21 protein-coding genes are annotated in these 24789 nt (G+C 68.6%); 9 read left to right on the top strand and 12 right to left on the bottom strand.

Going from position 1 to position 24789, the window contains the following annotated elements; all coding sequences use genetic code 11:
- Nucleotide 1 precedes the first annotated feature (1 nt).
- The 6 genes from gyrB to dnaA form a co-directional block, all read right to left on the bottom strand.
- Nucleotides 2-2065 carry a DNA topoisomerase (ATP-hydrolyzing) subunit B gene (gyrB, locus tag ACIQ7M_RS32090; protein WP_355762052.1) on the bottom strand — a complete coding sequence of 688 codons (2064 nt, stop codon included), beginning with the start codon at nt 2063-2065 and terminating at the stop codon, nt 2-4.
- Between the two features lie 733 nt (nt 2066-2798).
- Nucleotides 2799-3374, bottom strand: coding sequence for a DciA family protein (locus ACIQ7M_RS32085; protein ID WP_355762055.1), 576 nt, complete (start codon nt 3372-3374; stop codon nt 2799-2801).
- The gene (gene recF, locus ACIQ7M_RS32080; RefSeq protein WP_355762058.1) at nt 3371-4495 is read right to left on the bottom strand and encodes a DNA replication/repair protein RecF; all 1125 of its coding nucleotides are present in this window, start codon (nt 4493-4495) and stop codon (nt 3371-3373) included. Before recF ends, ACIQ7M_RS32085 begins: the two co-directional genes overlap by 4 nt.
- A 132-nt stretch (nt 4496-4627) precedes the next feature.
- Complete coding sequence (gene gnd / locus ACIQ7M_RS32075) at nt 4628-5503, bottom strand: phosphogluconate dehydrogenase (NAD(+)-dependent, decarboxylating) (protein WP_355762061.1); 876 nt, start codon at nt 5501-5503, stop codon at nt 4628-4630.
- 189 nt (nt 5504-5692) lie between these two features.
- Complete coding sequence (gene dnaN, locus ACIQ7M_RS32070; RefSeq protein WP_326786746.1) at nt 5693-6823, bottom strand: DNA polymerase III subunit beta; 1131 nt, start codon at nt 6821-6823, stop codon at nt 5693-5695.
- Nucleotides 6824-7840: 1017 nt separating this feature from the next.
- Nucleotides 7841-9856 carry a chromosomal replication initiator protein DnaA gene (gene dnaA, locus ACIQ7M_RS32065; RefSeq protein ID WP_403650896.1) on the bottom strand — a complete coding sequence of 672 codons (2016 nt, stop codon included), beginning with the start codon at nt 9854-9856 and terminating at the stop codon, nt 7841-7843.
- Nucleotides 9857-10254: 398 nt separating this feature from the next.
- Between dnaA and rpmH the strand changes: the two genes are divergently transcribed.
- From rpmH to ACIQ7M_RS32020, 9 genes are all read left to right on the top strand, one after another.
- Nucleotides 10255-10392, top strand: coding sequence for a 50S ribosomal protein L34 (rpmH, locus tag ACIQ7M_RS32060; protein ID WP_006381191.1), 138 nt, complete (start codon nt 10255-10257; stop codon nt 10390-10392).
- 21 nt (nt 10393-10413) lie between these two features.
- The gene (gene rnpA, locus ACIQ7M_RS32055) at nt 10414-10785 is read left to right on the top strand and encodes a ribonuclease P protein component (RefSeq protein ID WP_078942937.1); all 372 of its coding nucleotides are present in this window, start codon (nt 10414-10416) and stop codon (nt 10783-10785) included.
- Nucleotides 10782-11135, top strand: a complete 354-nt coding sequence (yidD, locus tag ACIQ7M_RS32050) for a membrane protein insertion efficiency factor YidD (protein WP_355768753.1) — start codon at nt 10782-10784, stop codon at nt 11133-11135. The genes rnpA and yidD overlap by 4 nt, the downstream gene beginning before the upstream one ends.
- Before the next feature lie 3 nt (nt 11136-11138).
- Entirely contained in the window at nt 11139-12449 is a 1311-nt protein-coding gene (yidC, locus tag ACIQ7M_RS32045; protein WP_355768756.1) for a membrane protein insertase YidC, read from the top strand.
- Between the two features lie 15 nt (nt 12450-12464).
- On the top strand, nt 12465-12974 hold the full coding sequence (locus ACIQ7M_RS32040; protein ID WP_355768758.1) for a R3H domain-containing nucleic acid-binding protein: 510 nt from the start codon (nt 12465-12467) through the stop codon (nt 12972-12974).
- Between the two features lie 118 nt (nt 12975-13092).
- Nucleotides 13093-13809 carry a 16S rRNA (guanine(527)-N(7))-methyltransferase RsmG gene (gene rsmG, locus ACIQ7M_RS32035; protein ID WP_351869328.1) on the top strand — a complete coding sequence of 239 codons (717 nt, stop codon included), beginning with the start codon at nt 13093-13095 and terminating at the stop codon, nt 13807-13809.
- A 432-nt stretch (nt 13810-14241) separates the two neighbouring features.
- Nucleotides 14242-15315 carry a ParA family protein gene (locus ACIQ7M_RS32030; protein ID WP_355768789.1) on the top strand — a complete coding sequence of 358 codons (1074 nt, stop codon included), beginning with the start codon at nt 14242-14244 and terminating at the stop codon, nt 15313-15315.
- Nucleotides 15312-16406 (top strand): ParB/RepB/Spo0J family partition protein, encoded by a 1095-nt coding sequence (locus tag ACIQ7M_RS32025; protein ID WP_403650892.1) that lies wholly within the window; start codon nt 15312-15314, stop codon nt 16404-16406. Before ACIQ7M_RS32030 ends, ACIQ7M_RS32025 begins: the two co-directional genes overlap by 4 nt.
- Nucleotides 16407-16733: 327 nt before the next feature.
- The gene (locus tag ACIQ7M_RS32020; protein ID WP_355768764.1) at nt 16734-17351 is read left to right on the top strand and encodes a GNAT family N-acetyltransferase; all 618 of its coding nucleotides are present in this window, start codon (nt 16734-16736) and stop codon (nt 17349-17351) included.
- 175 nt (nt 17352-17526) lie between these two features.
- Here the strand turns inward: ACIQ7M_RS32020 and trxA are convergent, their stop codons facing one another.
- From trxA to murJ, 6 genes are all read right to left on the bottom strand, one after another.
- The gene (trxA, locus tag ACIQ7M_RS32015) at nt 17527-17859 is read right to left on the bottom strand and encodes a thioredoxin (protein ID WP_326786756.1); all 333 of its coding nucleotides are present in this window, start codon (nt 17857-17859) and stop codon (nt 17527-17529) included.
- A 45-nt stretch (nt 17860-17904) separates the two neighbouring features.
- Nucleotides 17905-18864 carry a thioredoxin-disulfide reductase gene (gene trxB / locus ACIQ7M_RS32010; RefSeq protein WP_355768768.1) on the bottom strand — a complete coding sequence of 320 codons (960 nt, stop codon included), beginning with the start codon at nt 18862-18864 and terminating at the stop codon, nt 17905-17907.
- Between the two features lie 123 nt (nt 18865-18987).
- Entirely contained in the window at nt 18988-19923 is a 936-nt protein-coding gene (locus tag ACIQ7M_RS32005; RefSeq protein ID WP_403650889.1) for an anti-sigma factor family protein, read from the bottom strand.
- The gene (sigM, locus tag ACIQ7M_RS32000; protein WP_355768774.1) at nt 19920-20651 is read right to left on the bottom strand and encodes an RNA polymerase sigma factor SigM; all 732 of its coding nucleotides are present in this window, start codon (nt 20649-20651) and stop codon (nt 19920-19922) included. The genes ACIQ7M_RS32005 and sigM overlap by 4 nt, the downstream gene beginning before the upstream one ends.
- Before the next feature lie 29 nt (nt 20652-20680).
- Nucleotides 20681-22399, bottom strand: coding sequence for a protein kinase family protein (locus ACIQ7M_RS31995; RefSeq protein ID WP_403650887.1), 1719 nt, complete (start codon nt 22397-22399; stop codon nt 20681-20683).
- A gap of 118 nt (nt 22400-22517) precedes the next feature.
- Entirely contained in the window at nt 22518-24761 is a 2244-nt protein-coding gene (gene murJ, locus ACIQ7M_RS31990) for a murein biosynthesis integral membrane protein MurJ (RefSeq protein ID WP_355768780.1), read from the bottom strand.
- Between the last annotated feature and the right edge of the window lie 28 nt (nt 24762-24789).

Here is a 24789-nt window from a genome sequence, read left to right as displayed (position 1 = left end):
CTCAGATGTCGAGGAAGCGGACGTCCTTGGCATTGCGCTGGATGAACGCGCGGCGCGCCTCGACGTCCTCGCCCATGAGGACCGAGAACAGGTCGTCGGCCTGGGCGGCGTCGTCGAGCGTGACCTGACCGAGCACGCGGTGCTCCTGGTCCATGGTCGTGATGCGCAGTTCCTCGGCGTTCATCTCACCGAGACCCTTGAACCGCTGGATCGAGTCCTCGCGGACCCGCTTGCCGGCCTGGCGGCCGAGCTCGATGAGGGCATCGCGCTCGCGGTCCGAGTACGCGTACTCGAAGTCGTCCCGGCCCCACTTGATCTTGTAGAGCGGCGGGCGGGACAGGAACACGTGCCCGGCCTCGACCAGGGGCCGCATGAAGCGGAACAGGAAGGTCAGCAGCAGGGTGTTGATGTGCTGGCCGTCGACGTCGGCGTCCGCCATCAGGATGATCTTGTGATAGCGGAGCTTCTCGATGTCGAAGTCCTCGTGGACTCCGGTGCCGAAGGCGGAGATCAGTGCCTGGATCTCCTGGTTCTGCAGGATCTTGTCGATCCGCGCCTTCTCGACGTTGAGGATCTTTCCCCGGATCGGGAGGATCGCCTGGTACTGCGGGTTTCGGCCGGACTTGGCCGAGCCGCCGGCGGAGTCACCCTCGACGATGAAGATCTCGCACTTGGTGGGGTCGTTCGACTGGCAGTCGGAGAGCTTGCCCGGCAGGGACGCCGACTCCAGGAGGCCCTTGCGGCGGGTGAGGTCACGCGCCTTGCGGGCCGCCACGCGCGCGGTGGCCGCCTGGATCGACTTGCGGATGATGTCCGCGGCCTCGACCGGGTTGCGGTCCAGCCAGTCGTTCAGGTGTTCGTAGACCGCCTTCTGGACGAAGGTCTTGGCCTCCGTGTTGCCCAGCTTGGTCTTGGTCTGGCCCTCGAACTGCGGCTCGCTCAGCTTGACCGAGATGATCGCGGTCAGACCCTCGCGGATGTCGTCGCCCGTGAGGTTGTCGTCCTTCTCGCGGAGCAGCTTCTTGTCGCGCGCGTACTTGTTGATGAGCGAGGTCAGCGCCGCACGGAAGCCCTCCTCGTGCGTACCGCCCTCATGGGTGTGGATGATGTTGGCGAAGGAATACACGCCCTCGCTGTAGCCGCTGTTCCACTGCATCGCGACCTCGAGGGACAGGCTCTTGTCCTTGTCCTCCGCCTCCAGGTCGATGACGGTGGGGTGCACCGGCTCTCCCTTGCGGGAGTTGAGGTACTTCACGAAGTCGACGATGCCGCCTTCGTAGTGGTACGTGACGGTCTTGACTTCGTCCTTCTCGTCGGCGCCCGCCTCGTCCGCCCCGGCGGTGGCCTTCGCCGAATCGCGCTCATCAGTGAGTTTGATCGTCAAACCCTTGTTGAGGAACGCCATCTCCTGGAAGCGCCGCGAGAGCGTCTCGAAGGAGTACTCCGTGGTCTCGAAGATGTCCCCGTCGGCCCAGAAGGTGACCGACGTGCCGGTCTCGTCCGTGGCCTCGTGCTGGGACAGAGGGGCCGTGGGGACGCCCAGCTTGTAGTCCTGCGTCCACCGGTGGCCGTCCGTCTTGACCTCGACGGAGATCTTGCTGGACAGGGCGTTGACGACGGAGACGCCGACGCCGTGCAGACCACCGGAGACCGCGTAGCCGCCGCCGCCGAACTTGCCGCCCGCGTGCAGCACGGTCAGCACGACCTCGAGGGCCGGCTTGCCCTCGGAGGCGACGATGCCCACCGGGATGCCGCGGCCGTTGTCGACGACGCGCACACCGCCGTCCGGGAGGATCGTGATCTCGATCGTGTCCGCGTGGCCTGCCAGCGCCTCGTCGACCGAGTTGTCCACCACCTCGTACACGAGGTGGTGGAGTCCACGCTCACCGGTCGAGCCGATGTACATGCCAGGTCGCTTGCGGACCGCGTCCAGACCCTCGAGGACGGTGATGGCACTGGCGTCGTACGAGGATGTGACCTCGCCGTTCGCGCCGGCGTCGGTGGACGGGATGTTCTCGTTGGGGTTGCCGGAATCGGCCACGAAGCGCCCTTTCTGGCACAGCACAAGCCGAACTCCCGGCGGGTGGCCGGAGCGGCTGCGGCGTGTTGCGGTGGTAAGCCTTAGTCAGCGTTGCTCGGTGCGTCCCACTAATGGGGCGGGATTAGCTTCCAGTCTACCGGTAGCGCTGACAGTGATGGGGGTTTGCCGGTACCTGAGTCCGCATGTGCCGCCCTGAACCGGTCTCGCCCGACTCCCCATATGCGGACCCGGGCCCAAAGAGGCTTACAGCGGCACTCAGCCCTTCCGAGTGTCAACCCCCGGTTACCGACGGGTCAGCACACCGTCCGCCGTCGCGCGCGGGCGCCCGGGGAGGCCTGTCGGAGCCCGCCGAGCAGCGTCCCGCCGGGTGGAAAAGGGCGCCTTCGGACAGGCACTGACAGGACTCTGACCAGCGGATACGGCAGGTTTTCCGGATCGCCGGGCAGGGGGTGGCGGAAAGCGTCACACCCTGCGGGCGAGGGCCACCGGGCGGGCGGAGGAACACGGGGTCGTCCGCGGGCGGGATCAGCGAAAGGTTCGGACGCGCGGTGACCGGTCGCCTTCCGTGCCGTGCGGTGGCGGCACAGGCCCCGAACCGGGGCACGGCGCGGCTCGGCTCCGCCTGGGACGATGGCCGGAATTCGCCCCTCACCATCGGCCGGGCCGGCCACGATCTCCCGGTACGGCGGTCACTCGGGCCGACCGACTACCCCGGCCGACCGATCACCTGGGCCGACCGGTCACCCGGCTCGGCCGGTCACCCGTAGGTGTCGCCGGGCCCCGTGCTGCCCGGAGCGCGCAGCGGCCCGTACCGGCGCGGAGGGCCCGAGGGCCCCTGGACCTTCAGCAGGCGCACGGTGCCGTGACCGAGGTCCTGGTTGAGCCGCGCGACGAGCTGCGGTGCCAGCAGGCGCAGCTGGGTCGCCCAGGCGGTCGAGTCGCACTGGACCGTGAGGACGCGCTCGGCCGGGTCGTCGTCGTAACGCAGCGGAACGCAATGATTGGCCAGGTCGTCGCCGACGATCTGCGGCCAGCGGCCCATCACACCGCCCACCGCGGCCGGGGTCTCCCAGCCGCGCTCGGTGAGCAGCCGGTTGATGGCGGAGCCGAGCGCCATGGGGTCGCGTCCGTCGGCACCCGAACCGGAGCGCAGGCCGCCACCGCGGCGCGCCTGCTTCTTCTGCTGGGCCGCGTCCCCACGCGCGCGTGCCTGTTCCTTCGCGGCCCGCAGCGCCACGCGCGCGAGGTCGACGCCGGACGGCTCCGGGGTCTTCTCGCCGGATGCGGCGCCGGACGCGCCCTCGGCACCCGTTCCCGATGTGTTCTCCGTCATAGGCGCTCCACCGTGCCTTCGGACACGGCGTACCGCGCCCCGGTCAGGACATCCGGTACGTCGTCGTCCACGGCGGCGGTCACGAGGACCTGCTCACCGGGGGCGACGAGCTCCGCGAGGCGCTCGCGCCTGCGGCTGTCCAGCTCCGCGAAGACGTCGTCGAGGACCAGGACCGGCTCGTTGCCCTCGGCCCTGAGCAGGTCGTACGAGGCGAGGCGCAGCGCGAGCGCGTAGGACCAGGACTCGCCGTGCGAGGCGTATCCCTTGGCGGGCAGCTGGCCGAGCTTGAGCACGAGATCGTCCCGGTGGGGACCCACGAGGGTCACTCCGCGCTCGATCTCGCCCTTGCGGGCCTCCTCCATGGCGGTCATGAGCTGTCCGTAGAGCTCCTCGCGGGCGTGGCCCACGACGCCGGGCGAGGACGCCCTGTACTCCAGGGCGAGGGGCCCGCCGCCGGGCGCGAGCTGCTCGTACGCCTTGTCGGCGAGCGGCTGGAGCGCGGCGACCAGGTCGAGCCGCTGGGCCATCAGCTCGGCGCCCACGCGCGCGAGGTGCTGGTCCCACACGTCGAGCGTGGACAGGTCCATGGTGCGGCCGCCGTGCCGGCGGGCCAGCGCGGCCGACTTCAGGAGGGTGTTGCGCTGCTTGAGGACCCGGTCGTAGTCGGACCGGACACCCGCCATGCGCGGGGAGCGGGCGGTGATCAGTTCGTCGAGGAACCGGCGGCGCTCCCCGGGATCGCCCTTGATCAGGGCGAGGTCCTCGGGCGCGAACAGGACGGTTCGTACGATGCCGAGGACGTCACGAGGTCTGACCTGGGAGGACCTGTTGATGCGGGCGCGGTTGGCCTTGCCGGGGTTCAGTTCCAGCTCGATGAGCTGAACGCGTTCTCCCTGGCGGACATTGGCCCGGATGATCGCCCGGTCGGCGCCCATGCGCACCAGCGGCGCGTCCGAGGAGACGCGGTGGCTGCCGAGGGTCGCGAGGTAGCCGACGGCCTCGACCAGGTTCGTCTTGCCCTGTCCGTTGGGCCCCACGAACGCGGTGACGCCCGGGTCGAGCGGGACTTCGACCCGGGCGTACGAGCGGTAGTCGGCCAGCGACAGATGCGTGACGTGCATGGTCGTTCGCCGACCTCCCCCAGCGTGGTGTTTCGGGTTCTCCCCGGGGTTCGTGCGGACCCCGGTCCTCAGGTTCTTCCCCCGGCTGTGGACAACCGGGTCACCCCGGGTGCGGAGAACCCGGGGCCTCGATCAGGCCTTCTCGACGGCGTGACCGCCGAACTGGTTGCGCAGTGCCGCGATCATCTTCATCTGCGGCGAGTCGTCCTGCCGCGAGGCGAAACGGGCGAAGAGCGACGCGGTGATCGCGGGCAGCGGCACCGCGTGGTCGATGGCGGCCTCCACCGTCCACCGGCCCTCGCCGGAGTCCTGCGCGAAGCCCTTGAGCTTCTCCAGGTGCTCGTCCTCGTCCAGCGCGTTGACGGCGAGGTCGAGCAGCCAGGAGCGGATGACCGTGCCTTCCTGCCAGGAACGGAAGACCTCGCGCACGTCCGTGACGGAGTCGACCTTCTCGAGCAGTTCCCAGCCCTCGGCGTAAGCCTGCATCATCGCGTACTCGATGCCGTTGTGGACCATCTTCGCGAAGTGGCCCGCGCCGACCTTGCCGGCGTGCACCGCTCCGAAGTCGCCCTCGGGCTTGAGCGCGTCGAAGATCGGCTGCACCGCGGCGACGTGCTCGGCGTGGCCGCCGTACATCAGCGCGTAGCCGTTCTCCAGGCCCCAGACACCGCCGGAGACACCGCAGTCGACGAAGCCGATGCCCTTGATGCCCAGCTCGACGGCGTGCTTCTCGTCGTCCGTCCAGCGCGAGTTGCCGCCGTCCACGACGACGTCGCCCGGCTCCAGCAGGGCGGCCAGCTCGTCGACGGTGGACTGGGTCGCGGCGCCCGCCGGGACCATCACCCACACCACGCGCGGGCCCTTGAGCCTGCCCACGAGTTCTTCCAGGCTGTGGACATCGGCGAGGTCCGGGTTGCGGTCGTATCCGATGACGGTGTGACCTGCGCGGCGGATCCGCTCGCGCATGTTGCCGCCCATCTTGCCGAGGCCGACGAGACCGAGCTCCATCAGTTGTTCCTTAGGGGTTGCGACGTGGCGTGAGGGCACTCTCGTACCTGGGTCCGAGCCTAAACCGGGGGGTACCACCCACGCCTTTCGGGCACCGGTGGAACTCACGCACATCTGTGGGCATACCCGCTCAGACGTATGCCCGCCCGCGGTGCGCCCGCCGGCCCGGAGGACCGGCGGGCCGCGGGGTCAGCCGGACAGGCGCACCGGCATGATCAGGTACTTGTAGGCCTCGTCGGCCTCCGCGTCCACGGCGGGCTTGCCGCTGAGCAGCGCCGGCTTCGTGGAGGTCGTGAAGGAGAGCTGGGCCACCGGGGAGTCGATGGCGCTCAGGCCGTCGAGCAGGAACGTCGGGTTGAAGGCGATGGAGACGTCGTCGCCCTCGAGCTGGGCGTCGACCCTTTCCACAGCCTGTGCGTCGTCGCTGGATCCGGCCTCCAGGATCAGCACGCCCTGCTCGAAGCTCAGTCGCACCGGGGTGTTGCGCTCGGCGACCAGGGCCACACGCTTGACGGCCTCCACGAAGGGGGCGGTCTCGATGACGGCGATCGAGTTGAACTCCGTCGGGAACAGGGAGCGGTACTTCGGGAGGTCGCCTTCGAGCAGACGGGTGGTCGTGCGCCGCCCGGCGCCCTCGAAGCCGATCAGTCCCTCGCCAGCGCCGGAGCCGGACAGCGCCAGGATCACGCTGTCGCCGCCCGTGAGCGCCTTGGCGGTGTCCAGGAGCGTCTTGGCGGGCACCAGGGCGACCGCGGACGCCTCGGGGTTCTCCGGCTTCCACAGGAACTCGCGGACCGCGAAGCGGTAGCGGTCGGTGGACGCCAGGGTGACCTTGTCGCCCTCGATCTCGATGCGCACACCGGTGAGCACGGGGAGCGTGTCGTCGCGTCCGGCGGCGATGGCCACCTGGGCGGCGGCGGAGGCGAAGACCTCACCGGGGACGGTGCCGGTCGCCGACGGCATCTGGGGCAGTGCCGGGTACTCCTCCACAGGCAGGGTGTGGAGGGTGAACCGCGAGGATCCGCAGACCACGGTCGCCCGTACACCGTCTGTGGAAATCTCCACGGGCCGGTTGGGGAGCGCGCGGCAGATGTCCGCGAGGAGGCGGCCGGACACGAGGACCGTGCCCTCCTCGTCGATCTCCGCGTCCACGGAGACCCGCGCCGAGACCTCGTAGTCGAAGCTGGAGAGGCTCAGTGCGCCCTCTTCGGCCTTCAGAAGGAGGCCGGCGAGCACAGGAGCCGGCGGACGGGCCGGGAGGCTGCGTGCCGCCCAGGCCACTGCCTCCGCGAGTACGTCGCGTTCCACCCGGATCTTCACCGTTGCCGCCTCCGTCTGTTGCCGGCGCTCTCGCCCTGCTGGCCTTCGTCGTCTGACTCGGTGTCGTCCCGACTGCTTCGGGGAAGGACACCGGGGACCAGTCTGACGCACCGCGCTGACAGTCGTTGCCCCTCGGGGTCAAGTCGTGCCGAGCGGCAGTCGAGCCGCCGAGAGCAAGTTGTGCACAGCCCCCACTTCGAAACGGTTCTCAGGCTCTCTCTAGTTGGTCTTAGTAGTAGGGCCTGTGGATACCGTGGATAACCCCGTTTTCGCAGCTCAGAGGCGATTTTTTGTCCACCGACCCTGTGGGTGAAGGCGGTGGACAACTCGAGGTCTCTGTGGACGACGAAAAGTTCTGCACACTCGGTCCACAGCCGGGGGCTACTTCTCCCCAGCGCCGTCCCCAGCTTTACCCACGTTCCCCACAGGCCAATCCGGCACCTCGGTGTGACGCCTTTCACTCGACGCGGTGAGATGGCGCGGCGCGTTGCCGAACAGTGGACAGAGATGTGGAGAAGCCCGGGATCGCTGGGGACAACTGGCTCCAGCCTGTGGGCCGCCGGTGGACAACTTGATGCACAGCCTGTGGATCTTCTCTTCGTCCACAGGCTGTGGAGAGTCTTCATCCACGAATCCACAGGCGGCTGACCTGGTCTGATGACCTTTCAACAGTGCTACCTGTGGAAACGATCTGGACAACTTCCCAGTCCCCAGGATGTGGACGGAAAAAAGTCACCACATCTGTGGAGAGTGGCCGTAACCAGGCTCGGATTCGAACAGCAGATGTCGGGCCGGTAGCGCCGGCGACGGGCCCGGAATCCCCGGAACGCGGTCCCGGAGGCCTCGGGAAGCGGTTCAGGAGCCCTCGGGAGGCGCGTGAACCGGTGGGGAACCGGGGCGTTCGCAGCGGGCGGGAAGGCGAAACGGGAGCGGGAACGGCGAAGGGCGTCCAGGGACGATGTCCCTGGACGCCCTTCGGGTGGCTCCGTCGGTCTCCGTCGGAGCCGCCGGCCTCCGTCAGCCGTTCTTGATGCGGTTCGTGAGCTCGGTGACCTGGTTGTAGATCGAGCGGCGTTCGGCCATCAGCGCCCGGATCTTGCGGTCCGCGTGCATCACGGTCGTGTGGTCGCGGCCGCCGAACTGCGCGCCGATCTTCGGCAGCGACAGATCCGTGAGCTCACGGCACAGGTACATGGCGATCTGCCGAGCCGTCACCAGGACACGGCTGCGCGAGGACCCGCACAGATCGTCCACGGTGAGCCCGAAGTAGTCGGCGGTGGACGCCATGATCGCGGTCGCGGTGATCTCGGGGGCCGAGTCCTCGCCGCCGGGGATCAGGTCCTTGAGGACGATCTCCGTCAGACCGAGGTCCACCGGCTGCCGGTTGAGCGACGCGAACGCCGTCACCCGGATCAGCGCGCCCTCCAGCTCGCGGATGTTGCGCGAGATCCGGGACGCGATGAACTCCAGCACCTCCGGCGGGGCGTTGAGCTGCTCCTGGACCGCCTTCTTGCGGAGGATGGCGATACGGGTCTCCAGCTCGGGCGGCTGGACGTCGGTGATCAGACCCCACTCGAAGCGGTTGCGCAGCCGGTCCTCGAGCGTGACGAGCTGCTTGGGCGGCCGGTCGCTGGAGAGCACGATCTGCTTGTTCGCGTTGTGCAGGGTGTTGAAGGTGTGGAAGAACTCCTCCTGCGTCGACTCCTTGTCCGCGAGGAACTGGATGTCGTCGACGAGCAGGATGTCCATCTCCCGGTACCGCTTGCGGAAGCTGTCGCCCTTGCCGTCGCGGATGGAGTTGATGAACTCGTTGGTGAACTCCTCCGAGCTCACGTACCGCACCCGGGTGCCCGGGTAGAGGCTGCGCGCGTAGTGCCCGATCGCGTGCAGCAGGTGCGTCTTGCCGAGTCCCGACTCCCCGTAGATGAACAGGGGGTTGTACGCCTTCGCCGGCGCCTCGGCGACGGCCACGGCGGCGGCGTGCGCGAAGCGGTTCGAGGCGCCGATCACGAACGTGTCGAAGAGGTACTTCGGATTCAGCCGCGCGGTGGGCTCGCCCGGGCCCGGGACCGGCCCGGGCTGCGCCGACTTCGAGCCGGGGGCCCCGCCCGTGGACGGCGGAGAGGGGACGCCCCTGCGCCCCTGGCCGCCGTCGGAGGGGTTCTGCAGATCGCGGCGGTCGGAGCGCTGGTCGTAGTCGGGGCGCTGCTGCTCGTAGGGCGGGCGCTCCACCGACTGGGGCCGGTAGTCCTGCGGCGGCGAGGCGTAAGGGTCCCGCTCGGGGAAGCCGAGGCGCTGCTGCTGCCAGCCGTAGTCGTCCTGGGAGTGGCGCGGCCAGGCGCCCGGTTCCGGGCGCTGGTAGTCCGGGTACGCGGGACGGGCGGTCGGGAGCTGGTCGCCCGGGGCACCGGGCAGCGGTTCGGCGCGGCCGCCGCGGTGGTCGTCCGCGCGGTGGCGGCCGTAGCCCTCGTAGCCGTCGCGACGGGAGTCGTACGGAGCACGGTCCTCACGGCCCTGCGGCTCGTACCCGCCGCGGTCGTCGCGGCCCTGATCGGCGTCGTAGCCGCCGCGCTCGTCCCGTCCCTGGCCCTCGTACGCCCCGCGCTTGTCCCGCGGCTGTGCGCCGTCGTACGCGCCGCCCTCGTAGCCGCCGCGGTCCTCGCGGCCCTGACTCTCGTACGGGTCACGGCCCTGGGCCGGTCCGGCGGGGAGCTCGGGCTCCTCGTAGCGGGGCGGGGCGGGCATGGAGGGATCGCCCGCGGAGTCGTCGACCGTGATGGCGATCCGGATGGGGCGCCCGCACTCGCGGCTCAGGGTCTCGCTGACGATCGGGGCGAGACGGCCCTCCAGTACGTTCTTGGCGAACTCGTTGGGAACGGCGAGCAGAGCGGTGTCGGCGACCAGGGCCAGGGGCTGACAGCGCTTGATCCAGTGCTCGTCCTTCCCCTCGACACCCTGCCCGCGGCCCTCACCCAGCAGTTGTTCCATCACGCGTGGCCACACTGCGGCAAGATCGGCAGGTACGTCAGCCACGGGGCACGCTCTCTCACGGGTCCCACGAACGTGTGGTTCTGGGAACAGGTTGGGAAGTCAGTCGCTTGGGGCGGGGGGAACAAAACCGCTGGGGCGGCGGGAAGGGAACGAATCGGAGTCCAGCCACGGTAGTCAGGGCGACGGGTACGGTTCAAGTTGTTGTCCCCAGCCTGTGGATAGTGTCCCCTGCCGGAGGTTGGTTTGACCGGATGGCGTAGCCGCGCGTACCGTAACCAGGTCGAGTTGTCGATGGCTGCTGCCGCCTGCCTCCGATGGGCACAGATCGCGAAGAGCGATCGGGAAGCGGTGCACTCGGGCGTAATGCGAGTTTCCTCGTGGGCGCACGGTGACAGCCAGGACGGCACCCCGCCACCACCGATTCTTTCTGGAGCCCCCGAGTGAGCAAGCGCACCTTCCAGCCGAACAACCGTCGTCGCGCCAAGACCCACGGCTTCCGCCTGCGGATGCGCACCCGTGCCGGCCGCGCGATTCTCGCGAACCGCCGTGGCAAGGGTCGCGCGAGCCTGTCCGCCTGATTACTCACAGGTCATGATCTCGTGCTGCCTACCGAGCATCGGCTGAGGCGGCGCGAAGACTTCGCGACCGCGGTACGCCGAGGACGCCGGGCCGGACGCCCGCTTCTCGTCGTCCATCTACGTAGCGGTGCACCGGACCCGCACGCGCCTGGGGAGAGCGCTCCCTCGACGCGTGCGGGTTTCGTCGTGAGCAAAGCCGTGGGCGGAGCGGTCGTCCGCAACAAGGTGAAGCGCAGACTTCGCCATCTGATGCGCGACCGAGTCGCCCTGTTGCCCCCCGGTAGCCTGGTAGTCGTACGAGCGCTGCCCGGTGCGGGTGACGCCGACCATGAACAGCTGGCCCGAGACCTGGATGCCGCCCTGCAGCGGCTGCTGGGAGGGGGCGCGCGATGAAGTACCCACTGCTTGCTCTCATCAAGCTGTACCAGTGGACGATCAGCCCGTTGCTCGGGCCGGTCTGCAAGTACTACCCGTCGTGCTCCCGATACGGCTACACAGCCATCGACCGGCACGGTGCGATCAAGGGAACGGCACTAACCGCCTGGCGCATCCTGCGGTGCAACCCGTGGTCGCTGGGTGGTGTGGACCATGTTCCGCCGCGCAAGCGTCCGCGCTGGCACGAATTGCTGCGTAACGCCTGGCGTGCACGCAGGGGCGGGACCTCCGCCGCCGAACCGGCCATCGGGGAGCCCACTGCCCCGAGCCCGGCCGCCGAGACCCCGTCCCATGCTCAAGGAGCTTGATTAGTGGACACGATTGCCAATCTGTTCAGCTTCATCACGACACCCGTTTCCTGGGTCATCGTCCAGTTCCACACGGTGTACGGCCACATCTTCGGCCCTGACACCGGGTGGGCCTGGGGCTTGTCCATCGTGTCCCTGGTGATTCTGATCCGCATCTGCCTGATCCCGCTCTTCGTGAAGCAGATCAAGGCGACCCGGGCCATGCAGACGCTGCAGCCCGAGATGAAGAAGATCCAGGAGCGCTACAAGAACGACAAGCAGCGCCAGTCCGAAGAGATGATGAAGCTGTACAAGGACGCGGGCACCAACCCGCTCTCCTCGTGCCTTCCCATCCTGGCGCAGTCCCCGTTCTTCTTCGCCCTGTACCACGTGCTCAACGGCATCGCGTCCGGCGAGACCGTGGGTGTCATCAACCAGAGCCTCCTGGAGAGCGCGCAGAAGGCACACATCTTCGGCGCCCCGCTGGCCGCGAAGTTCCTGGACAGCGCCGAGACCGTCGAGAAGCTCGGCGCCTCGCTGACGGACGTCCGCGTCGTCACCGCGATCATGATCGTGCTGATGTCGGGGTCGCAGTTCTACACGCAGCGTCAGCTGATGACCAAGAACGTCGACACGACGGTGAAGACGCCGTTCATGCAGCAGCAGAAGATGCTGATGTACGTCTTCCCGATCATGTTCGCCTTCTTCGGTATCCGCTTCCCCGTCGGTGTCCTCATCTACTGGCTGACCACGAACGTGTGGACCATGGGCCAGCAGATGTACGTCATCCGCAACAACCCGACGCCGGGCTCGAAGGCTCAGGCCGCGTACCTGGAGCGCCTGCAGAAGCACGTCACGCAGCACGGCAAGACGCGTGGCCGGGGCGAGAAGGCCATCGTGAAGGCCATCGTCGCCAAGGGCCGTGACCGCAACGAGTTCGAGCGCAAGTTCGTCAACGGCCTCACCAAGGCGGGTCTCGTGGCCCAGCCCGACGGTGCCGTGGTGGCCGGTGAGAACACGACGGTCGTCGAGTCCGAGGACGGCACCACGACCACCGCGGCCGCTGCTCCCAAGCGTCAGCAGCCGAAGCGTCAGACCAAGGCACAGCGTCAGTCGGGCGGAGCGTCCGGCAGTGCGTCGGCCGACACGTCGGCCGAGGACGCGGAGCCGAAGACCTCGCTGACCAAGTCCGACGAGCCGCAGGACGCCAAACCCTCCGCCGCCGCCAAGCCGGCCTCCGGGGGCGGCAGCAAGCCCGGCACCGGTACCCGCAGCAAGGCCCAGTCCGGACAGCGCAAGGGCCCGCAGCGGCCCAAGTCCCCGTCCAAGAAGTAAGAAGGAGTCCATCCCGTGACGGAAGGCACCACCTCCGCCGCCGCTGAGGGCGACACCCTGACCCGCCTGGAGCAGGAAGGCGAGATCGCCGCGGACTACCTCGAGGGTCTGCTCGACATCGCCGATCTCGACGGCGACATCGACATGGACGTCGAGGCCGACCGCGCCGCTGTCTCGATTGTCAGCGACTCGGGCGGCCGAGACCTGCAGAAGCTGGTCGGCCGCGACGGCGAGGTGCTGGAAGCACTTCAGGAGCTCACGCGTCTGGCCGTGCACCGGGAGACCGGAGACCGCAGCCGGCTGATGCTGGACATCGCGGGATTCCGGGCCAAGAAGCGCGAGGAGCTCTCCGAGCTGGGTGCCAAGGCCGCCGCCGAGGTCAAGAGCTCCGGTGAGCCGGTGAAGATGGACCCGATGACGCCCTTCGAGCGCAAGGTCGTGCACGACGCGGTCAAGGCCGCCGGCCTGCGCAGCGAGTCCGAGGGCGAGGAGCCGCAGCGCTTCGTCGTCGTGCTTCCTGCCTGATCGGTACGTACGTTCCTTCGGCCCCGTCTGTTGCGCAGACGGGGCCGAATTTTGTCAGCCTGATAGTCCTGGTGATCAGCGCCCAGTGCGCTCAAGCGGTACGGAAGGACGGTCCCCCGTGACGGAGGCAGCGGAGCTTCCCCCCGCGCCCGAGCAGGCGCGCGAGGTTTTCGGTGATCGCTTCGCGGACGCGGTCCGGTACGCGGAACTGCTGGCCGAGGCGGGAGTGCAGCGCGGGCTGATCGGCCCGCGGGAAGTGCCCAGGCTCTGGGAGCGGCACCTGCTGAACTGCGCGGTGCTCTCCGAGGTCGTGCCCGAGGGTGTGACCGTGTGCGATGTCGGTTCCGGTGCGGGACTGCCCGGCATTCCCCTGGCGCTCGTCAGGGAGGACATCAAGATCACACTGCTCGAACCCCTGCTGCGTCGGACGAACTTCCTCACGGAGGTCGTGGAACTGCTCGGTCTCGACCATGTGACCGTCGTCCGCGGCCGAGCCGAGGAGGTCATGGGCAAGCTCCAGCCGGTTCACGTGGTGACCGCCAGGGCCGTCGCTCCGCTCGACCGGCTGGCGACCTGGGGCATCCCGCTGCTGCGCCCGTACGGCGAGATGCTGGCCCTCAAGGGCGACACCGCGGAGGAGGAGCTGAAGGCCTCTGCCACGGCGCTGAGCAAGCTCGGTGCCGTGGAGACGTCCATCCTGCACGTCGGCGAGGGCATCGTGGATCCGATGTCCACCGTGGTGAGGGTGGAGGTGGGTGAGAGCCCCGGCGGCGTGCGCTTCGCCGCGAAGCGGGCCAAGGCCGCCAGGACGGGCCGGACGCGTCGTCGACGCTGACCCAGGTTCGATGCGAGCATCGCGACTCCCGGTTCCCCAGTGAGGGGGCCGGGAGTTTCGCGTTGAGAGCCGAAGCGGGCCGGGAAGGTCTCTGTTCGGAGCCGAGAGGGTGCCGTTCTCCGTGCGGAGTCAGGAGTTGTTTCTCACTCGGGCTCACTCCGGGCGGAGCGAGCCCGATGATGCGACCTATTGCGCAAAAGCTGCCAAACCTGCGCATATCGGAGTGTCGCGCCGCGATGATCCGGGCGGCTAGGCATCGTGTTTCACGTGAAACGTCGCTCACTGTTGCACGGCATCATCAGTCGCGGCCGAGCTGCGGCCGAACCCCGCGATCGGCGGCCTCTCGGGGCACTCGGAGGAGGTCCGGAGTTGTCCACAGAGGTGGATTTCTCCACAGAACAACGGGCCTCGCTGGTTCGCGACCCCAAAGGCATGGGAGGCTCTGTTCATTGCGAGCCTGAAGTCGAGGAGAGTGAATCCTTGCGGTCCGACGCCAACATCGCGGGACCGATGACCGATCCGGTCCCCGGTCCCCGTACCGAGTCAATGGGGGACGATGTTTCACGTGAAACACCGCCCCCGATGGACGACACTCCCATCGGTCGTGCTGCCCAACTGGCTGTGGAGGCGCTAGGTCGCGCCGGCGAGGGCCTGCCACGGCCCGAGCAGACCCGAGTCATCGTGGTCGCCAACCAGAAGGGTGGGGTGGGTAAGACCACGACCACGGTCAACCTTGCCGCCTCGCTGGCACTGCACGGCGGCCGGGTCCTGGTGATCGACCTCGACCCTCAGGGCAATGCCTCCACGGCGCTGGGTATCGATCACCATGCCGAGGTTCCATCGATCTATGACGTGCTGATCGACAGCAAGCCGCTCTCCGAGGTTGTTCAGCCGGTCCCCGATGTCGAGGGTCTTTTCTGTGCCCCCGCCACCATCGATCTCGCCGGTGCGGAGATCGAGCTGGTGTCGTTGGTGGCCCGTGAGAGCCGGCTGGAACGAGCGATCCTGGCGTACGAGCAGCCGCTGGACTACATCCTCATCGACTGCCCGCCGTCGCTCGGTCTGCTGACGGTCAACGCCCTGGTGGCCGGCGCGGAGGTGCTCATCCCTATTCAGTGCGAGTACTACGCACTCGAAGGCTTGGGGCAGCTCCTGCGCAACGTCGACCTGGTGCGCGGGCACCTCAACCCCGACCTCCACGTCTCGACGATTCTGCTCACCATGTACGACGGTCGGACCCGCCTCGCGTCCCAGGTCGCGGAGGAGGTGCGCAGCCACTTCGGCAAGGAGGTGCTGCGAACGAGCATTCCGCGCTCAGTGCGTATTTCGGAGGCCCCGAGTTACGGTCAGACGGTTCTGACCTACGATCCGGGTTCGAGCGGTGCTCTCTCGTACCTTGAGGCGGCGCGCGAAATCGCCCTTCGAGGAGTCGGAGTGGCGTACGACGAGCAACATGCCCATCTGGGCGGACAGAACGATCAGAGCATGGTGGAGGGGATCCAGTGAGCGACCGACGACGGGGTCTGGGGCGGGGCCTGGGCGCGCTGATCCCTGCGGCTCCGACAGGCGAGCGGCCGGGTGTTTCGGCGAGTGGGTCTCCCTCCTCGCAGACTGCCGTACCGGTACTCACCGCGGAGCGCGGGGTCGCGGCGGCGAAGGTGACCACGCTGCCGTCTGTTTCACGTGAAACGGACGAGGGGGAGGGCAACGCGTCGCTGGAGACGCTTCAGGCTCCCGTCGGGGCCCACTTCGCCGAGCTGCCCCTCGACGCCATCACGCCGAATCCGCGCCAGCCGCGTGAGATCTTCGACGAGGACGCTCTCGCCGAGCTGGTCACCTCCATCAAGGAGGTCGGACTCCTCCAGCCCGTCGTCGTACGCCAGGTGGGTTCCGGGCGCTACGAGCTCATCATGGGAGAGCGTCGGTTCCGGGCCTGCCGTGAGGCGGGGCTCGAGGCCATTCCCGCGATCGTGCGCGCGACGGAGGACGAGAAGCTTCTCCTGGACGCGCTCCTTGAGAACCTCCACCGGGCTCAGTTGAACCCGCTGGAGGAGGCGGCGGCCTACGACCAGCTCCTCAAGGACTTCAACTGCACGCACGACCAGTTGGCGGACCGGATCGGGCGGTCGCGTCCTCAGGTCTCCAACACCCTGCGGCTTCTGAAACTCTCCCCGTCGGTTCAGCGTCGCGTGGCTGCCGGAGTTCTCTCCGCGGGGCACGCCCGGGCGCTCCTCGCGGTCGACGACTCGGAGGAACAGGACCGCCTGGCTCACCGCATCGTCGCGGAGGGTCTCTCGGTACGGGCTGTGGAGGAGATCGTGACCCTGATGGGGTCGCGTCCGCAGACCGCTCAGCGCTCCAAGGGGCCGCGCGCCGGCAGCCGGGTCTCTCCGGCGCTGAGCGATCTGGCGACGCGCCTCTCCGACCGCTTCGAGACGCGGGTGAAGGTCGACCTCGGGCAGAAGAAGGGCAAGATCACTGTCGAGTTCGCTTCGATGGAAGACCTCGAACGCATCCTCGGCTCCCTCGCTCCGGGAGAAGGACCGGTCCTTCAGAAGAGCCTTCTGGACGACGACTCGGACGACGCGGAAGCCTGAGTCGGCTTTCGGTGGTCCGATGTCCGATCGGGTTCACCTGAAGAGCGGGCCGTGTCCGGCGTGTGCCGGAATACGGTCCGCTCTTTGCTTTCCGGCGGTATCGATGGAATCGCTTCGTGGATACGATGCGATGGGTATGGCGCATCCACCTGGCAGCACCTTCATCGGGGAGGCGGGGGTCATGCAGACCGTGAGCCGTACCGGACTGGTGACCGCGGGTCTGGGTCTGGGAGCGGTCGGCGGGTTCGTCGGCAGCCTGCTCAGAGAGCGGAGCCATCTGACAGCCGCCCGTGAGGCCGCGGGCGAGGGAAGCGAGGAACAGCCTTCATGGGGCGCCGGTTCGTACCGCTCACGCTGGACAACCTTCCGGACCTTCCCCAGCGCTGTCGCACGTGCGTCTTCTGGGAACTGGATCCTGTCAGCGGTGAAGCCGCGCTGAAGGCGGGCACGAGCACCGTGGAGAAGGAATCGTGGATCTCCTCGGTGCTGCTGGACTGGGGGTCCTGCGGCCGGGTCGCCTACGTGGACGAGGTGCCGGTGGGCTACGTGCTCTACGCGCCGCCTGCCTACGTCCCCCGTTCCACGGCGTTCCCCACAAGCCCCGTGGCGCCGGACGCGGTTCAGCTCATGACCTCGTTCATCATGCCGGGCTACCAGGGACAGGGGCTGGGGCGAGTCCTGGTCCAGACGGTGGCCAAGGATCTGATCCGTCGCGGATTCAAGGCGATCGAGGCTTTCGGAGACGCCCGGTGGAAGGAACCCGCCTGCGTGCTCCCCGCCGATCATCTCGTCGCGGTCGGCTTCAAGACCGTGCGCCCTCACCCCAGATACCCGCGCCTGCGGCTGGAACTGCGCACCACGCTCTCCTGGAAGGAAGACGTGGAGTTGGCGCTGGACCGTCTCCTCGGAGCCGTGCAGAAGGAGCCTGCGCTTCGTCCTCTGTGACGTCGGCCGACTACTGCGTTCGCGTCCGGGGTCAGCGTGTCCTTCCGACCGTTCGGCCGCCCTCCGGCAAAGCGAATTCGGCCGCCCTCCGGCAAAGCGAATGGGCCAGCCCGCTCGGGCTGGCCCATTCGTGTTTCACGTGAAACACACGCGCCGCATGCGCGGCCGTCGCCGACTACTCGGCGATGAAGTCCTCGAGGTCGCGCACGATCGCGGCCTTCGGCTTCGCACCGACGATGGTCTTGGCGACCTCGCCACCCTGGTAGACGTTCAGGGTCGGGATCGACATGACGCCGTACTTGGCGGCCGTCGCCGGGTTCTCGTCGATGTTGAGCTTGACGATCTCGATCTTGTCTCCGTGCTCGGCGGCGATGGCCTCGAGCGACGGGGCGATCTGGCGGCACGGACCGCACCAGGCGGCCCAGAAGTCCACCAGGACGGGCTTGTCGCTCTTGAGGACGTCCTGCTCGAAGGAGTCGTCAGTCACGTTCTTGAGGGTGCCGGCCACGGCGGGCTCCTTAACTTGTTGGTGCGGTGGGGAGGAGGGAGGTGATCAGACGGTGGCGGCAGCGGTCTCGCTGTCCGTCAGGGCGGCGAGGTAACGCTCGGCGTCGAGGGCGGCGGAGCAGCCGGTACCGGCCGCGGTGATCGCCTGGCGGTACGTGTGGTCGACGACGTCACCGGCGCCGAAGACACCCGTCAGGTTGGTGCGGGTCGAAGGCGCGGCGACCTTCAGGTAGCCCTCGCCGTCCAGGTCGAGCTGACCCTTGAAGAGCTCGGTGCGCGGGTCGTGGCCGATCGCGATGAACAGACCGGTCACCGGCAGTTCGGAGGTCTCCCCGGTCTTCAGGTTGCGCAGCGTCAGACCGGCCAGCTTCGGGTCGCCCTTGATCTCGGCGATCTCGCTGTCCCAGATGAACTTGATCTTCGGGTCCGCGAAGGCACGCTCCTGCATCGCCTTGGAGGCGCGCAGGCTGTCCCGGCGGTGAACGATGGTGACGGACTTGGCGAAGCGCGAGAGGAAAGTGGCTTCCTCCATCGCGGTGTCGCCACCACCGATGACGGCGATGTCGTGGTCCTTGAAGAAGAAGCCGTCACAGGTCGCGCACCAGGAGACGCCACGCCCGGAGAGCGTGTCCTCGTTCGGGAGACCGAGCTTGCGGTGCTGCGAACCCGTCGTGACGATGACGGCCTTGGCACGGTGCACCGTGCCGGCGGTGTCCGTGACGGTCTTGATCTCGCCCGTCAGGTCGACGGCGACGACATCGTCCGGGACCAGCTCGGCACCGAAGCGCTCGGCCTGGGCGCGCATGTTGTCCATGAGCTCGGGGCCCATGATGCCGTCCTGGAAGCCGGGGAAGTTCTCGACCTCGGTGGTGTTCATCAGCGCACCGCCCGCGGTGACGGCGCCTTCGAAGACCAGCGGCTTCAGCGACGCGCGCGCGGTGTAGAGCGCCGCCGTGTAGCCGGCGGGCCCAGACCCGATGATGATCACGTTACGGACGTCGCTCACGGCTTGATTCCTCGTCTCTGGAGACTGCTGCGTTCCGGTGGGAGCATCTCTCAGTACTCTCACCCCACCCAACGGATCCTAAGGGGCTTCAATTCCCGCTGTGTCGGGGCACACGGAGACCGTTCAGGAACGGCCGTACGACCGGGTCAGGAGCAGCTTGCCGGGCGACGGAGAGGACTGCTTCTCACAGGAGGCGTCGACGAGGTAAGCGGTGACCTTCGTCTTGTCGGCGGCGTCGGACACCACGAGGAGATAGACGTTCTTCCCCTTGAACGAGCCCGTCTTGGCGGCGAGGAGCGCCCCGGGGTCTCCGGTCCCCTGCTGGACGCACTCGGGAACCGCCGGGGTGGGGGTGATCAAGGTCTTCACCCCGCCCGAGTCGGTTCCGGCGTCCTGCGACTCGGCACTCCAGGGCTTGACGCTGGGCGAGCCGTCACCCGACGTCTTGTTCTTGGCGAGAAGGTTCGAGACCTCGCCCTTCAGCGTCTCCGCGGAGAAAGCCGTGGGCGATCCCGACTCGTGCCGCGTCGCCGTCTGGCCGGTCTTTCCGGAGCCGTCGCCGTCCAGGGACTGCACGAGGATCGCGCCCAGGCCCAGAGCCGCCGCCGCGAAGGCGGCGGTGAGGAGGGCCGTCCTGCGGCGGCCGTGGCGGGCCCGGTGGGAGCGACCGGGGCCGGTGGCCCCACGAGGATGTCCGGAAGGACTGCCGGCGGGTGACGCGGTTGATGCGGGTGACGCGGTCGACGTTTCACGTGAAACATGAGCACGGTCGTCGTCGGCGGCGGTCACTTCGTCGGGAGCTGTGGAGCTCAGCAGAGCTTCCGCGGCCAGGGCGGCGTCGATGCGTTCGGCGACATCGTCCGGCATACGCGAGGGACCAGGCAGGGTGCCGAGCAGGCCGCGGATCTCCTGCAAGGAGTCGTAGACGTCTGCGCAGAGCTCGCACTCGTCGAGGTGCTGGCGCACGTCCTCGGTGCGGGAAGGCGAGAGCAGACCTTCGGTGAGGTCGGAGATCTCCGCGACGTCCGGGTGTCCGGCCTTGTCCGTCGTGGATGTCACGCCCGCCCACCTCCGCCCTTCACAGCCGCTGAATCGCTTGGCCCTGTCTCGCGGGCACCCGACGAGGGAGGTCCCGCTGCGGGTGGGACGGATGTCCCCTGCGTCCGGTTCCGTCCGCCGCCCGACTTCTTCGTCTCCTCGTCCCCCGGGCTCTCCGTGCGGAGATGGGTGAGCAGAGGAAGGAGTCTGGCTCTGCCACGCGCGCAGCGGCTCTTCACGGTGCCGGTCGGTACATCGAGGATGCGGGCCGCCTCGGCCACGGGGTAGCCCTGCATGTCCACCAGGACGAGGGCGGCGCGCTGATCGACGGGGAGGGTGCCGAGGGCGCCGATGAGCTCGCGGTGGAGGTCGTTGCGCTCGGCGGGAGCGGCGGCGGACTCGTGCGGTTCGAGAAGCTGTTCCAGGCGCTGGGTGTCGTCGACGGGCGACGTCTTCCTGGAGGCTGCCTTGCGGGCGCGGTCCAGGCAGGCGTTCACCGTGATGCGGTGCAGCCAGGTCGTGACGGCCGACTGGCCCCGGAAGGTGTGGGCGGCCCGGTAGGCCGAGACGAGTGCGTCCTGGACCGCGTCAGCGGCCTCCTCGCGGTCTCCCAGCGTCCGCAGGGCCACGGCCCACAGTCGGTCGCGATGGCGCCGCACAAGCTCACCGAAGGCGTCCGGATCGCCTTCGACGTGGCGGGCCAGGAGATCCTGATCGCTTGCTATGCCGTGTTCGGCTTCATCGGCCATCGGACCCCCCTCCCCTCCGTCGACGAGCGTCAGCCGCTGAACTTCACATCCGTGATGCCCTGCTTGTAGCCGGCGCCGCTGTACTGGTCACCGGATGCGTAGGGCATCGCTGTGATCCAGAGCAGTACGTACTGGGTCGGCGCCTTCTTGGTGACGGTGATCTTCGCCGTGGTGCCGTTCGATGTGATGGTCCCGATCTTCGTCATCGAGTCCACCGGTGTCGAGGAGCTCGTGGAGTCCGTCGCGTAGAGGGTGATCGTGGTGTGATCACCGGCGTAGCGGAGCCCTATCGAAGCCGCGGACACGGTCTGCTTCGAGCCGAGGTCGTAGACGATGCCGACGCCGGGCTTGAAGGACGGCTTCATCTCCGGACCGTCCAGGAAGCTTCTGCTCCGCCAGTACGTGGAGCTGGCGCCGTCGTACGTGTTGTGCACGTCTTCGGGGGCCTGGGCGTCGCCCTTCGCGACATACTCCTCGGCACCCTTGATCGCGATCGGCTTGAGCGGCGCGGGCTTGGTGCCGCCCTTCTCGTTGCCGTCCGTCGTCTGGGTCTTCTTGGTGTCATCGGGCTTGCTGTGGTCCATGAGCGCGTCAGCGAGCTGCCAACTGCCCAGGCCCAGTGCGGCGATGAGGAGAGCCGAGACGGCCCACTTCAGGGCTGTGCCGGTACGGCTCTGCAGCGGGGGCGGCGGAGTCGGCAGGACCTGGGTGGCGCCGGGACGCGGCGACTGACGGCCGTAGGTGCCCTGCTGGTACGTCGTGCGCTGGTACTCGGGCGGTGCGGTGAACGCGGGCTCCGGCGGGCGGATGCGCGGCATCTCGCCGATCGCCTTCACGAGCTCCTCCGGCGTGGTGCACGGGGACTCATGGCGGGAGGCGGTCGCACCGTCGTTGGCGAGCGCGCGCATGGCGAGCTCCGACAGGCCCCGGTGGACACCGGCACGCACCTGGTCGGGCGCGATGAGGCCGACGCCCTTGGGCAGCCCCGACAGGCCGTAGGCGTCGCTCTCGTACGGCCAGCGCTGGGTGAGGGCGGCGTACAGGAGTGCGCCGATCGCCTCCGTGTCGGTGCGCTGCGGGGTGTCCGAACTGATACCGCGCAGCGCCGCGTTCACGGCGAGCCCGCGGATGCGCCACTGGCCGGTGGAGGTGCGCAGCACGGCACCCGGGGTCAGCTTGAGATGCGCGAGGCCCTCGCGGTGCGCGGCGGCCATGGCCCCCGAGACCTGACTGACCATCTGGTAGGCCTCGTGCACCTCGAGGGGCCCCGAGGCGAGGAGGGCGGTGAGCTCCGTGGCGTCCGGCAGCCACTCGTGCACCACGTAGACGAGGTCGTTCTCCTCGACCGCGTCCAGGACCTGGACGAATCGGGGATCGCCCAGCAGGGCGGAGGAACGGGCCGCCGCCAGGACGGAGCGGGCACGCGGATGACTGGCGGGCAGCAGGTGCACTCCGACGGCGCGGCGGAGCTTCTCGTCCATCGCGCGCCAACTGCTGAAACCGTCCAGTCGGGTGACGCACTCTTCGAGGCGATAGCGCCTGGCGAGTTTGTGACCACTGTGCAGTTCGGGCGGTGAGGCCTTTCCGGGACCCTCGGTCCCGCCGCTCCCCTGTGCCTCTTCGCTGTCCGTGTCCCGCTCCTGGTTGAGGGCCACCCCGTCGGACGTGGTCTGGTCCGCCTTGGCGGTCAGCGGTTCGTCACCGCTGTTGTCTGCCACGTCGACGGCAGCCGTGCTCCGTTCCGCCACCGTCGTCCCTGCCTCCCCATCCATTGCGCGCTGTCCGACGCAGAAACCAATTGTGCCCACAGTCCGGCGCTATGCACGACACACGGCGACGGACGATGGTTGTGCGCCTACCCCCGCCTCAGCGCCCCAGGCGCCCGCGGACCATTCCGACCATTGAGTTGAGTTCTTCGATGCGCATCTTGCGCGCCGCGACGTAGAAGACACCGAGCAGGGCGATCGATCCGAGGACGAGCGCCGCGATCGAACCGAACACGCCGTACCCGAGGACTCGGGTGATCGCGAAGCCTACGGTGCCGCCCACCACGGCGCCAGGGACGGAGGCCAGGCACAGACGCGCGTACGTGCGCAGCACGCGGGCACCGTCCAGGTCGCCGCCCAGCCGCCTGCGCAGTCGCTGCCAGGCCACACCGACGCCCACGGCGTACGCCAGTCCGTAGGCGCCGGCCATGCCGACGACCGCCCACTGCGCGGGCAGGACCATGTAACAGGCGGCCGAGGCGGCCGCGTTGACGGCGGCCACGATGACCGTGTTGTAGAACGGCGTGCGGGTGTCCTCGTAGGCGTAGAAGCCGCGCAGGATCACGTACTGCACCGAGAACGGGATCAGGCCGAGGGCGAAGGCCATGAGGACGTAGCCCTGGGACTGGGCGGACTGCAGGCCGCTGGAGCCGAAGAGCAGGGTGCACATGGGGACGCCCAGGGCGACGAACATGAAGGCCACCGGGACGATCGCGACGGCCGAGGTCCGCAGACCCTGCGAGATGTCGTCACGGACGGCTCCCGGGTCTCCGTCGTGGGCCGCTCGCGAGATCCGCGGAAGCATGGCCGCCATGACGGAGACCGTGATGATCGCCTGCGGCATGCCCCAGATGAGCTGGGCGTTGGCGTAGGCCATGATGCCCGCGCCGCTCTTGCCCGAGGCCTTGCCCGCCGCCGTGGCGAGCTGTGTGACGACGAGAACGCCGGCCTGGTTGGCGAGGACGAAGAGCACGGTCCACTTGGCGAGCTTGATGGCCTTGCCGAGGCCGTGGCCCCGCCAGTCGAAGCGCGGACGGAAGCGGAAGCCGGCCTCGCGCAGGTACGGAACCATCGCCGTGGCCTGGACGACCAGGCCGAGCAGGGTGCCGATGCCCAGCAGGCGGACGCCGTCCGGCGGGATGTTGGTGACCGCCATCCCGGAGTGCCGGGCGGTGCCGTAGACCCAGAGGAACATGCCGAACGTGAAGATCATGACGATGTTGTTCAGGACCGGGGTCCACATCATCGCGCCGAACTTCCCGCGGGCGTTGAGGATCTGGCCCATGACCACGTGCACGCCCATGAAGAAGATCGTGGGCAGGCAGTACCGGGCGAACGTGACCGCCACGTTGTTGGCCGCGGGGTCGCTCGCGATGGGCGACGACATCAGCTTGATCAGCAGGGGCGCGATGAAGACCGCGGCGGTGACGATCACACCGAGGGCGACCATGACGAGGGTCAGCAGGCGGTTGGCGTATGCCTCGCCCCCGTCGTCGTCCTCCTTCATGGACCGCACGAGCTGGGGCACGAAGACCGAGTTGAGGCCGCCGCCGACGGTGAGGATGTAGATCATCGTCGGCAGGGTGTACGCGACGGTCCAGGCGTCACCGAGGGTCGCCGCACCCAGGGCGGCGGTGATGATCATGGTGCGTACGAAGCCGGTGAGACGGGACACCAGCGTGCCCGCCGCCATCACGGCGCTCGACTTCAGCAAGCCGGAGGCGCGGCCGCCCGACTTCGCCTGAGCGGCCGCGGGCGGCTGAGCGGCGGCCGGAGCCGGCTCAGGGGCCGGTGCCGGGACCGCGGGGGAGGCGGCGGGGGCGTAGCCGTGTCGGGCGCCGCCCTGCTGCTGGTCGCGGAAGAGATGAGCGAAGGCGTCGGGCTCATGCTGTTCCTCGCCGGCCTGGGTGACCAGATCGTCGACGCCCACGTACTGGGTGGTCCGGGCGTCATCGCCGTACGGCAGGTGACGCGTCGGCCCGGCCGGCTCCGGAGGAGGTGTCTGGGCCCACAGTCGCGGGTCGGGCGCGTACTGCGACGCGGGCGGCTGTGCGTAGAGCGGCTGCTGGGGGGCGTACGAGCCGGGCGGCGGCGGAGGGTGCGCGGCACGGTCGTAGAGCGCCTCCGCGACCGGGTCCTGTGCCGAGAGGTCCTGAGCCCGGTACGGATCCTGGTCGTAGGCGTCCTGGAGGTACATGTCCGCGGGAGACCCCTGCGGCATCTGAGCGTTCTCCGGCGTGCCCTCGGGGTGGCCGGGGCGGCCCGAGGCCCGGTCCGGGTGGTCCTCGGGGTAGCCCGAGGATCCCGCGCCCTGGCCGCGGTCACCGTCGTACGGCGCGTTCATGGTTACCCCACCTCATCGTCCCCGGGCC

The organism is Streptomyces sp. NPDC096324, assembly GCF_044763015.1.
Lineage (GTDB): Bacteria > Actinomycetota > Actinomycetes > Streptomycetales > Streptomycetaceae > Streptomyces.
This window is presented reverse-complemented; position numbering and strand designations above follow the sequence as displayed.

Excerpts from the sequence above, each read along its gene's own strand:
- ACIQ7M_RS32030 (WP_355768789.1), top strand. The coding sequence starts at position 14,242 with ATGGGAGGCTCTGTTCATTGCGAGCCTGAAGTCGAGGAGAGTGAATCC.
- sigM (WP_355768774.1), bottom strand. The coding sequence starts at position 20,651 with ATGGCCGATGAAGCCGAACACGGCATAGCAAGCGATCAGGATCTCCTG.
- ACIQ7M_RS32085 (WP_355762055.1), bottom strand. The coding sequence starts at position 3,374 with ATGACGGAGAACACATCGGGAACGGGTGCCGAGGGCGCGTCCGGCGCC.
- murJ (WP_355768780.1), bottom strand. The coding sequence starts at position 24,761 with ATGAACGCGCCGTACGACGGTGACCGCGGCCAGGGCGCGGGATCCTCG.
- yidD (WP_355768753.1), top strand. The coding sequence starts at position 10,782 with ATGAAGTACCCACTGCTTGCTCTCATCAAGCTGTACCAGTGGACGATC.
- ACIQ7M_RS32020 (WP_355768764.1), top strand. The coding sequence starts at position 16,734 with ATGGGGCGCCGGTTCGTACCGCTCACGCTGGACAACCTTCCGGACCTT.
- gnd (WP_355762061.1), bottom strand. The coding sequence starts at position 5,503 with ATGGAGCTCGGTCTCGTCGGCCTCGGCAAGATGGGCGGCAACATGCGC.
- recF (WP_355762058.1), bottom strand. The coding sequence starts at position 4,495 with ATGCACGTCACGCATCTGTCGCTGGCCGACTACCGCTCGTACGCCCGG.